Below are 11,751 nucleotides of genomic sequence, written 5' to 3'. Positions count from 1 at the left end.
AACCCGGCCATCCTCGAGCAGTTGAACCGTTCGCTGTAACACCGCCCGCCCGGGCGGAGCGTTTCGCTTCGTCGCGGTGCCGGGATGCGGTCGCATTCCGGCCCTCGCGAAGCACCGCCGTGCGTTCCCCGACGGCACGGCATGCAGGCGGCACGCGTCGATTCCGCCGCCGCAATATTAATTAGCTATACGTATTACTAAATTCAACAAAACGGAGACAGACGATGAAGATCACGACACGGACGATTTGCGCGGCGCTGCTCGGCGCGGCGGCGAGCACGAGTGTTTTCGCGCAGAGCAGCGTCACGCTGTACGGCGACCTCGACGCCGCGTTGCTTTACACGAGCCGGTCGCTCGATTCGACGACCGGCGGCAATGCGGGCCGCCAGTTTGCGCTGACCGACACCGGCATGACGCCGACCAACTTCGGCTTGACGGGTACCGAGGATCTCGGCGGCGGGCTGCACGCGAAATTCAAGCTCGAGAGCGGCTTCAACATCACCGACGGAGCGTTCGGCCATTCGAACGGCAACTTCTTCGGCCGCCAGGCGTGGGTCGGGATCGACGGAGGGTTCGGCGAAACGAAGATCGGCCTGCAGTTCTCGCCGTTCGTGCTCGCGGTGCTCGGATCGGACCCGCGCAACGTTTCGCACTTCGGCGCCGCGCTGATCCCGTACGTCGACAACGTGCTCGTCACCGGCCTCTTCAACCCGAATGCGATTTCGTACACGAGCCCGACGATCGCCGGGCTCACGGGCAGCGCGATGTTCGGCTTCGGCGGAAAAGCCGGGGACTTCCAGGCGGGACGCCAGTATTCCGGCAGTCTCACGTATACGAATGGCGGCTTCATGCTCAACGCGGCGCTCTACGACGGCAACGGCGGCACGTCGCCGACGCCGGTATCGAGCACGGTCGCGTTCGTCGGCCGCACGATCGGCACCGCCTACACGTTCGGGCCCGTGACCGGCAAGGCGTCGTTCACGAGCTACAAGGTTGCCGGTTCGTTCAGCAACAACGTGTACAGTGCCGGCCTCGACTATCGCGTCACGCCGGCCCTCGACCTGAACACCGGCGCGTGGTACACGATCGATCGCAACGATTCGCACAATCATTCGCTGCTTGCCGCGCTCGGCGCCGACTACAGCCTGTCGAAACGAACGGGCCTGTACGCGCAGGTCGGTGTCGTCAACAACCATGGCGCGATGAATACGGGCCTCGGCATCACCGGCGGCGCGCTGTTCGGGTTGCCGGGCACGACGGTCGGCGTCAACGCCGGCATCCACCACGTGTTCTGACGCGGCGCGACGCGCCGGGCCGGCCGGGCAGCCCGCGTGCGCCCGTCCGGCCCGGCGCCGGAACACGGCCGCCGAAAACGCCGCAAAAGCAGCAAACGCCGTGAATGGCGGGCAACGCGCGGCACCGGCCGGACGACCCGCCATCCCGATCCCGGTCTCGATGTTTACCCGACCTCAAGTCCGTGCCCTCACTGCCGTCAAGACAGGAACGCACGCCCAGCATCCGCCGATGACCAGGCACGCGTCCCTTCAAGGAGACCCAGCAACGTGAACTTCTTCGGAATCGGCCGCGGCCACCGTTCGTCGCGCGCGCTCGTCGGCGACATCGCCGAGCAGGCCGGCAAGCTCGGCATCGAGATCTGCGACGTGTCGGGTCACGTCGAGGAAGTCGCGGCCCGCGTCGCCCGACAGGCGGAGGTCTGCCACACGCTGCGCGAATCGGCCGCCGTCACGTTGCGCGGCAACCACCGGATTGCCGAGGCCGCGCAGCAGGTGCGCGCCGTGAGCGCGAATGCATCGAACGCGGTTCGCCAGTCGCAACAGACGATCGAGGCGTCGCTCGCCGACATCCACGGCCTCGTCGAAGGCGTCACGTCGATCGGCAACCAGATGGGTGCGCTGCGCGACGCGCTCGATCATGTACGGGCCGTGTCCGAGGAGATCTCCGTGATCGCGCGACAGACTCACCTGCTCGCGCTGAACGCCGCGATCGAGGCCGCGCGTGCCGGCGATTCGGGCCGCAGCTTCGCCGTCGTCGCGGCCGAGGTCAAGAACCTGTCCGCGAAGACCGGACAGGCGACGGCCCAGATCGAGACTACCCTCGCGCGCCTCGCCGAGCAGACCGAACACCTGATCGCGGAAGGAACCGACAATGCCGCCCGCGCGCATCGCGTGCGCGAGGGCACCCGTACGATCGGCGAAGTCGTGCACGCGACCGGGCACGCGATCACCGAGCTCGCCGGCGAGGCCGAGCAGATCGCGTCGCTGACGGACGACATCGAGACGCAATGCCACCGGCTCGACGAACAGGTCGGCGAGATGGCATCCGGCGTCGAGGATTCGAGCGACAACTTCTCGCAGGCCAAGGACCGGCTCGGCAACCTGCTCTCCGTCTCCGAGACGCTCATCGAACTCACGGCCGCGACCGGCATCGAATCGCCCGACACGCGCCTGATCGACACCGCGCGGCACACGGCCGCCGCGATCAGCAAGTGCTTCGAGGAAGCGGTCGGGCGCGGCGAGATCGCACTCGACGCGCTCTTCGACGCAAACTACGTGCCGATTCCCGGCACCGATCCGCAGCAGTTCATGACGCGCTTCACCGACTTCACCGATCGCGTGCTGCCGGCCATCCAGGAGCCGGTGCTCGGGATCGACGCGCGCATCGTCTATTGCGCGAGCTTCGACCGGCAGTGCTACTTGCCGACCCACAACCGGAAATTCTCGCTGCCCCAGCGCGCGGACGCCGCGTGGAACGCCGCGAACTGCCGGAATCGCCGGATCTACACGGATCGCACGGCGCGCACCTCCGTGTCGCATACCAAGCCGTTCCTGCTGCAGACCTATCGGCGCGACATGGGCAACGGCAACTTCGCGCTGATGAAGGACGTTTCCGCGCCCATCGTCGTCGGCGGACGGCAATGGGGCGTGCTGCGGATCGGCTACAGCGTCTGAGGCCGGCCCTGCACCGGCAGGCCGTCGTCCATCACTGTTCGAGCCCCACCGCCAGCGGCCGCTGATCGCTGCGGCCGTGATCGTCGACCACGCGCACCGTATAGCTGCCTGCCGTCCGCGGCTGCCAGAACAGCGCATCGCCCGGCACGCTGCGCCCGACGAACGCATCGTTGACGAACCAGTACAGCGCATGCGCGCTCGCATCGGCCGTCGCGTTGAACGCGATGCGCGTCTCCTCCGTGCTCTTCACGCGCATCGCATACGTACTGCCGCGCAGCGGCGACGTGATGCGCGGCGGATCGCCGTCGACCTGCCCCGCGTCGCGGCACTCCGCGTTCTGCGGCGGCCGCCGGCGCGCAATGCCGGCCTGCACGAACACCTGCTGCAGATCCGACGGCCAGAACTCGAAGATCTCCGTATGCGTGCGCTTGCCGTCGTAAGGCGGGCACGCGGCCTTCCCGGTCGCGTCGTCGATCACGACCGGCCGGTGCACGGTGCTCACACGGATCGGCGACGTGCCCGGAATGAACCACGTCCAGCCCTGCTGCGGGCACCACTCGTTCGGCAGGTCGCCGCTCGCGAGGCAGATCCGCACGCGCTTCAGGTGCGGCGGCACCGCGCGCGGCGGCTCGACGAGCGTGCGTTCGGCATTCAATGCGTCGACGACCTGGAAGAACAGCGGCGCGGCCGCGTCGACGCCGACGAACGCCGTATTGGTCGAGTTGTCGAAATTGCCGACCCACACGACCAGCACGTACGGGCCGAACACGCCGGCCGTCCACGCATCGCGGAACGACCATGACGTGCCGGTCTTCCAGTAGACGGGCACGCTCGACGGCTGCGCGCCGCTCGTTTCGTCGGGGCGCAGATGCTGGCGCAGCATGTCCATCGTCATGTAGCTCGCCTCCGCGCTCAACAAGCGCCGGCCGGGCAGCGCCGGTTCGTCGGCGCGCAGCCGCAGCGGCCGGAATTCGCCGCGATTCGCGAGCATCGCGTAGAGGCCCGCGAGATCCTGCATCGTCACTTCGCCGCCGCCGAGCACGAGCGCGAGCCCGTAGTGCTGCGCGCTCGCGAGCCGGCGCACGCCGGCTTCCTGCAGGAACCGGTACAGGTCGGGCGACTTGAGCTGCGACGCGACCCACACGGCCGGCACGTTGCGGCTGCGGTTCAGCGCGTCGGTCGCGGTGATCGGCCCGAGGAAATGCCCGTCGAAATTCTCCGGCGCATACGGGCCGAACGCGGTCGGCACGTCGCGCAGCACCGTTTGCGGATGCAGCACGCCCTGGTCGAAACCGAGCGCATAGATGAACGGCTTGAGCGTCGAGCCCGGCGAGCGCCGCGCGAGCGTGCCGTTCACCTGCCCGTCGATCGTGCGATCGAAGAAGTTCGCGGAACCGACCAGCGCCTTCACGCCCATGTCGCGCGTATCGACGAGGATGGCCGCCGCATTGCGCACGCCGCGCGTGTCGTTGCGCGCGACATAACGCGCGATCTGCCGTTCGAGCGTGCGCTGCAGGTCGAGATCGAGCGTCGTCACGAGCCGCGCGCCGCCGTCGCTGTCGTCCGGCGCACCGCCCGAGGCCGTGCGCCACGCGCTGCGTGCGGCGAGCGCCTGGTCGACCGCGTGCGGCGCATCGAAAGGCAGCGCCGACAAGGGCCGCATCGCAAGCGGCAACGCGAACAGCGGCTTGAGCGACGCATCGCCCGGATGCTTCGTCAGCCAGCGCGCATACAGCCGGTTGCGCGACGCGGCCAGCGCACGGTTGATCTCGTCCTGCCCGCCGCGCACGCGCCGCGCCGGGTCCTGCGGAATCACCGCGAGCGCGAGCGCCTCGGGCAGCGTCAGCGCATCGGGCATCCGGTCGAAATACACGACGCTCGCGGTGCCCGCGCCTTCGACGTTGCGGCCGTAGGGCGCATCGTTCAGATAGGCTTCGAGGATCTGCCGTTTCGAATAGAAGAGTTCGAGCTGCACCGCGCGCGCAACCTGCTCGAGCTTGCCCGCCGGCGTGCGCGTGTTCAGCCGCCACAGCGAGCGCGCGAGCTGCATCGTCAGCGTCGAGCCGCCCTGCGGATTGCCGCCGCGCACATACGTGATCCACGCACCACGTGCGAGGCCGTACGGGTTGAAGCCGGGATGCCAGCGGAACCAGCGGTCCTCGTGCAGCATCACGGCCTCGACGAGCTGCGGCGACATCCGGTCGAGCGGCACCCACAGGCGGTAGCGGTCGTCCTTCGCCAGCGTGAGCCGCAACAAGCGGCCCTGTGCATCGACCACCGCGACCGACGACGGCTTCCAGTCGCGCAGCGGCGGATGCGGCCACAGCCGGCACGCGGCCAGCGCACCGAATACGAGCAGCGCGCCGGCGATCCAGTTCTGCCAGCGATGCAGCCAGCGGCCGGCGCCGCGCAGCGCGCGCCGCAGCACCGGGGCGTCAGCCACGCGCGGGCGCCCCGCGCACCCGGCACGGCCGTTGCAGCCGCGCCGTCATCGCACGCGCTCCACGGTCAGTGCCGTGCCGCCGGGTGCCTGTGCCTGCACGCGGCGGTCGTACATCGACTCGCCGTAAGCCGGCGGCGCGACGAAGCGGCCCGCGTTGCTCGCCTTGATCCGGTAGACGAACTCGCGCACGTCGGTCGTCGCGGTGCCGTAGATCACCACGCGGTCCTCGCGCACGTCCGCGAACTGCGGCTGCCACGTGGAGCCTTTGACGCCGATCGGCGAACGCCACGGCGCATCGGCCGCCGGCGCCGACGCGCCGCCGTCGCTGTCGCCGTCCTGCGTGTCGGCGACGGGCGGCGGCGCGATCACCGGATCGAAGCCGCCGGGCAGCAGGTCGACGATCGCGACGTTGCCGACGTTCGCCTGGCCCGTCGCGCGGATCTTCAGGTGCACGTCGATCTCCTGGCCGAGCGTGATCTTCCCGAGCGGCTTGCCGTCCGTGTCGGTGTAGTCGCGCACGATCTCCAGGCCGTTCCTGATCGCCTTCGTCGACGTGCCGCGGTCGTAGCCCGACTGGCTCGCGATCCACCACGCGGGCAGCGTGCTGCCGTTCACGAAGTCGACACGCGACGCACCGGCCGCCCACGTCCCCGAGCGCACGAGGTTCGCCTGGATCGACGACACGTCCTTCGGCGCGGCGCCCGCGCGTACCTCGTCGATCGCGAGCTGGTCGAGCTGTCCCGCGCTCGACGCCGCATACGCATCGAGCGCGAGAATCGTCATCGCCGACGACAGCGTGTTGTAGCGGTTGTCGACGAGCGGCGCGGCGAGGTTGTCCATGGCGCGCGGCGACAGCTTGCGCACGCGCTCCGGGAAGTGCTTCGCGATCAGGTACAGCACGCTCGCGTCGCGCGTCAGCGGATCGAGGTAGTAGCCGGTCACGTAACCGCCGTCGGACGCGCGCTTGCGCTCGAGCAGCGCCTGCGGGCCCGCGATCAGCGCCGCGGCCTCCTTGTCCTGCTTCAGCAGCTGGTACGACGCGGCAAGCCAGGCGGCCGCGAGGTCGTTCTTCCAGTCGTTCGGATACGCGTCCTGCAGCCGCTTCTGCACGGCCGCGAGGCTGTTGGTCGTCACGTTGCCCTGGCGCGTCAGCAAGTACACCGCGTAAGCGCGCTGGCGCAGCAGGTCGAGCGAGCCGAGCGAATCGTTCGCCGCGAGCTTCTGCAGATACTGGTTGCCCGCGTCGAGCATGTCCTTCGGCACGGCGATGCCGCGCTCGCGCGCGTCGAGCAACACGTGCATCGCGTACGCGGACACGAACGGATCGGCGTCGGGCGTCGCGCTCCACAGGCCGAACCCGCCCTGCGCGTTCTGCCGGCCGCGCAGCACGCCGAGGAACTGCGCGATCGCCGCCGCGTTCGACGTGTCGGCGCCGGCGTCGGTCGCATGCATCGCGCTCGTCAGCGCGCGCACCGACAGCCACTTCGCCGCGAACACGCGCGGCACGGCCGCGCTCACCATCTGCTCGCTGCAGTAGTGCTCGAAGTTGACGAGATACGACGCCACCCCTTCGGACAGCACGAGCGGCGCGGTCGAGATGCTCGCGTCGCGCGATGCATACGCGTCGTACATCGACCGCAGGTTCGGCACGCTCGCCTTCTTGCCCGGGTCGAGCCGCGCGATGTCGAGCTGCGTGCGGAACGCGGCGGCCGGCCGCACCGACACGTCGACGCGCTGCTGCGCACCCTTCGCGCCATAGCGCGCACCGAACGACAGCGCGCCCGAGCCGAGCGTATCGGTCGCCTTCACGCGGAATATCGCGACGCCCTCGTGCTGCGGCGCGAGCGCGACGTTCTGCGTGGCCGGCCCGATCACCTGCAACTGCGGCCCCGTCTTCAGCGTGACCGCGATCGGCACCGGCTGGTTGCCGGCGCCCGTCAGGTTGTTCGAGACACCGACGCTGACGTCGGCCTCGTCACCCGGCGCGAGCGTCGTCGGCACGTTGGGCGACAGCACGAAGTCGCCGCGCACCGTCGTCGCGCCCTCGAACGTGCCGACCAGGTCCGGCGACACCGACACGGCCATCACGCGCAGCTTGCCGTTGAAGTAGTCGGGCACGGTGTAGCTCAGGCGCGTGTCGCCGTTCACGTCGACGATCCCCGACCAGTAGACGACCGGCTTGTCACGCTTGCGCTTGAACGGGTTCAACTGACGGCCGATCGCGTCGTCGGCGTCGCCGCCCGGCGCGGCCATCGCCATCAGCTTCTCGAAGTCCGGCAGGATCAGGTCGAGGATCTGCGACGTGCCGACTTCGAGCATCCGCTTGCGGAAGAAGAACTTCAGCGGATCGCCGAGCTTGTAGCGCGCGACCTGCAGGATGCCCTCGTCGACGGCGAACACGACGACCTTCGCGGGCTTCGCCGAATGCACGGTGAAATTCACCGTGTCGCCGGGTTTCACGAGCGCCGGCGCATCGACCGACAGCGCGTTGCGGCGCGCATCGAGGTTCACCGAGAACGGCACGACGCCGTAGCTCAGCGGGCTCATGAAGATTTCGTCGGACGACGGATCGCGGATGTACTGCACGTTGATGTAACCGTTGCCCTCGAAACCGGCCGGCACCGTGATGTGCTGGATCGAGCTCGTCGTGTCCGCATGGAACCATGCGTGCGCATACACCTTGTCACGCTCGATCGTGATCAGACCGCTGCCCGCGTAAGGCGCGCGGATCGCGATCTCGACCTGCTCGCCCGGCTTGTAGTCGTGCTTCGCGAGGCTCACCTGCAGCTCCGCGTTGCGGTCGAGCGAACGCGTGACGTTCGCGTCGCCCGTGACCGAATACTCGATCCGGTTCACCGCGGCGCCGTCCGCGTTGCGGATCACGAGCGCATAGCTGCCCGGCTTGTCGGTGCGCAGCGTGAAGTCGAGCCCGGCGGCCGGAATCGTCAGCGGCTTCTCGTCGACGGGCACCTCCTTCAGCCGCGAATCGTATTTGTATGCGCCGGAATCCTGCTTGGTCAGCACCGACACGTAGCGCTCCTCGACCAGCTGCGCGCGCAGGCCCTTCACGTCGATCGCCTTCGCGTTCGGATCGATCGCGACGAGCCGCACCGTGCGCGGGCTGCCGCGCTTCACGTAGCCGAGATCGTCGACGGACTTGTAGCCGACGAGCCAGTCGTTGTTCGACACGAGCGTCTGCGCGTTCGCGGCGACGTTGCGCCCGCCTTCCGCCTCATAGGCCTTCGCCTGGAAGTAGAGCTGGTAGGTCGAGTCCGCGTACTTGTCGAGGTCGAGGTCGAATTCGGCATGGCCGTGCTCGTCGGTCGTGCCGTCCTGCAGCGTCGTCGTGTAGCCCTCCTTCGCGCGGCGCGCGTCGAAGAAGTGATAACCCTGCCAGCTGCGGAACGACGGCCACACCGGGCGCAACGTCAGCGTCGCCGCGACGCGACGCTTCTCCGCCGGCGTGCCGAACAGGTTCTGTGCGTCGACGACGCCCTTCAGCCCCTTCGGCCTCACCCACCCTTCGACGACCTGCTGCGACAGCTTCGCGTCGACCTTCATCCGGTCCGGCAGGAACTCCTTCACCTGCACCGTCGTGCTGCCGATCGGCTCCGCGCCGGGCTGGCCGTCCTTGACGATGTACAGGTTGACCGTCCACGTGCCGGTCGGCGCCGTTTCGGCCGTCGTATAGCCGAGCTCGGTGAAGCCTGTCGCATCGACCGTCACCGGCTTGCGCTCGACCGTGATCCCGCGCGGGTCGACGATCTCCGCCTGCAGCGGCACGCCGGCCGGGCTGCGCGCCCAGCTCGCGGCACGCACGATCAGGCCGATGTGGAACGGATCGCCGGGCCGGTACAGGCCGCGATCCGAGAACAGGTACGCGGACAGTTGCCCCTGGCCCGTCGCATTGCGCTCGCCGTCAACGTCGAAACGCGAGAAGTCGAGCTGGCGATCGCGTCCGGCCACCGGCAGGAACGACAGGTCGGTGTCCTTCTTCACGACGTACAGCTGCGGACGTTTCTCGCGGTCGAGCCCCTTGAACGCTGGGAAATGCACGATGCCGTCGGCGGCGGTCGTCTGCGTGAACAGCGCCTGGCCGTTCACCGCGAGCACCGATACCGTTGCGCCCGCAACCGGCTTGCCCGTGCGGATCGACTGGACGAACACGTCCTGGCTGCCGTCGAGCGCCTTCTTGACCAGCATCCCGAGATCGGTCACGACGATCAGGCGCGTATCGCCGAGCGCGCTGTCGTCGCCGTTGCCGCTGCTGTCGCCCGAATCGGCATTGTCGGACTGATCCTGGCTGCCGTCACCGGACGAAGCATCGCCATCCTTCGCATCGTCGGCTTTCTTTTTCTCGGCGGCCGGATCGTACTTCGTCAGGTGCAGCAGGAACACGCCACGCTTGCCGCCCTTCAGGTACTGGCCGAGATCGATGCCTTCGTAATGCGCCTTGCCGGGGTCGCCGGCCGGGAATGCGCGCGTCTGCACGAAGCGCTCGACGATGTGATCCTCGCTGAACGAATACGACAGCTCGGGCCGCGCGTACGTGCCGTTGTTGAAGCTCACGAGATGCTGGAGCTGGTCGGGCAGCACGCGGCCGATCTCGACCTTCATCCCCGGCAGGTTGCGCGACACGACCGACAACCGCTTGCTGCCGCTCATCGACAGCAGCGAACCGTCGGCCATGAAGCGCAGCAGCTTCGGATAGTCGGGCACCGTGAACGCGGTCGTCACGGGCTTGCCGAGCAGGTAGCCGCCGGCCGACTTCAAGTCGCCCTCGAACCGCACGACGACGCGCTCGCCCGGCGTCGCATGGTACTTGAAGCTCTGCAGGGTCGCGAAATCGTTCTCGGTGGGCACCGCCTCGAGCGGCAGCGGCTTCGACTGCTTCAGCACCGCCTCGCTGATGTCGGCCACGTTCCATTCGTACGGCGGATCGTCGTCCGACTGATCGACGCCCGGCTTGCGCTTCGGCAGCACCCACGCCTTCGCGCGCGCGGCGAGATCGGCGCTGCGCACGCCGTCGGACGCTTCCGCGACGAGCACCTGCTCGGGCTCGTAGCGCTCGTTGTCGACGAGCGTCGGCGCGATGTTGTCGATCGACAGGCTGTACAGCCCCGGCACGTCGACCGAGGCGTGCAGCACGTCGGGCGTGCCGTTGCCGCCGCGCGCGCTTTTCACGCCCTTGTCGACGTCGAGCCGTGCGACCAGCGGATCGCGCGGAATCTCGAGCGGCTGCGAATACACCCACGCGCTCGTCTTCATCTTGTCGTAGTTGACCGTGTAGCGCAGCGGCGTCGCATTCTTGCCGTCGCGGCCGACCAGCACGAGGCCGATGCGCTTCTCGAATTCGGCCGGATCGACCGGATAGTTGAAGCGCAGCTGCAGCAGCGCCTGCTTCTCCGCCGGATTGTCGGGATTCCGGTAGAACTCGTTGTTGCCGAACGTGGCGGCAAACGCGGGCACATCGAACGCGAAGCGGTCGTCGTGCATCGTCACCTGCGGCGCGAACACCCGGTGCACCGCGAAACGCACCTCGACGTGCGCGCCGACCGGCCAGTCGGCCGCCGGCGTGAAGCGCAGCGTCTTGTCGTCGACCCACGCCCACGCGCCCTTGAGCGCGGGCGTCATCTCGATGCCGTCTCCGGCCGGCTTGCCGACCTGCTCGATCGGCGCGGCCGATTGCGCGAACACGACGTCGAGCGGATGCACGGTGATCTTCGGCTTGTCGCTGTCGTCCACCTCATAGGTGGTGATCGGCGGCGCCTTCACGGTGAAAGTGACGGTCTCGGGCTCCGGCGGCTTCGGCCGATGCTTGAACCAGTAACCGCCGTAGCCGAGCGCGGCCGCGAGCAGCACGATGCCGCCGGCGTGCCACGGGCGGCGGCGCACGGCCGCGGCGGTGATGCCCATCCACGCGGGCGCCGTCCACGACACGTCGCCGACCAGCGGCCGCAGCGCGCAGCCGAGCAGCCACCAGACGAAGCCCGCCGCGCGAATCGGCAGGAGCAGCAGGAAGCGCAGCAAATCCATGTTGTTATTTCCTTGTTCAAGGACGTGCGGCCGGCTTCGGCGGCGTTCCCCGAGATTTATTGGTCTGTGACGGCGCGGCCCTGGTTGCGCCGGAATGCTTGGAATGTGGTGTTCGACCGGATGCTGGCCGCCATTATCGATCAGACCCGAAACGATGGAAATATCGGTGTGCCGGCGCGCAACGCCGGCCGTCGACCGGCCGGTCGGACGGGATTTCGGCGCGCCGCCCCAACCGCTGCGCGCACCCGCGCCGCGTTCGCTAGAATGCGCGGCTCGGCACGAATCGAATCGAAATGAAAGGAA

5 protein-coding genes are annotated in these 11,751 nt (G+C 68.5%); 3 read left to right on the top strand and 2 right to left on the bottom strand.

Annotated features, from left to right (window positions below; translation table 11 throughout):
* Positions 1 to 224: 224 nt before the first annotated feature.
* Together FOZ70_RS35740 and FOZ70_RS35735 are read left to right on the top strand one after the other, a co-directional pair.
* Positions 225 to 1,295, top strand: coding sequence for a porin (locus tag FOZ70_RS35740; protein ID WP_219707773.1), 1,071 nt, complete (start codon positions 225 to 227; stop codon positions 1,293 to 1,295).
* A 267-nt stretch (positions 1,296 to 1,562) separates the two neighbouring features.
* Positions 1,563 to 2,969 (top strand): methyl-accepting chemotaxis protein, encoded by a 1,407-nt coding sequence (locus tag FOZ70_RS35735; protein ID WP_048024905.1) that lies wholly within the window; start codon positions 1,563 to 1,565, stop codon positions 2,967 to 2,969.
* 31 nt (positions 2,970 to 3,000) lie between these two features.
* On the opposite strand, the gene pbpC is transcribed toward FOZ70_RS35735, so the two are convergent.
* Both pbpC and FOZ70_RS35725 read right to left on the bottom strand, forming a co-directional pair.
* Positions 3,001 to 5,412, bottom strand: coding sequence for a penicillin-binding protein 1C (pbpC, locus tag FOZ70_RS35730; protein WP_219707772.1), 2,412 nt, complete (start codon positions 5,410 to 5,412; stop codon positions 3,001 to 3,003).
* A gap of 45 nt (positions 5,413 to 5,457) precedes the next feature.
* On the bottom strand, positions 5,458 to 11,448 hold the full coding sequence (locus FOZ70_RS35725) for an alpha-2-macroglobulin (protein WP_219707771.1): 5,991 nt from the start codon (positions 11,446 to 11,448) through the stop codon (positions 5,458 to 5,460).
* Between the two features lie 12 nt (positions 11,449 to 11,460).
* Between FOZ70_RS35725 and FOZ70_RS35720 the strand changes: the two genes are divergently transcribed.
* Positions 11,461 to 11,745 (top strand): hypothetical protein, encoded by a 285-nt coding sequence (locus FOZ70_RS35720; protein ID WP_131723327.1) that lies wholly within the window; start codon positions 11,461 to 11,463, stop codon positions 11,743 to 11,745.
* The last annotated feature ends 6 nt before the right edge of the window (positions 11,746 to 11,751 follow it).

The organism is Burkholderia sp. COPS (genome assembly GCF_019425585.1).
In the GTDB taxonomy this organism is placed as follows: domain Bacteria; phylum Pseudomonadota; class Gammaproteobacteria; order Burkholderiales; family Burkholderiaceae; genus Burkholderia; species Burkholderia cepacia.
Note: the sequence above shows the minus strand (reverse complement) of the source record. Positions and strands in the feature narration are given on the sequence as shown.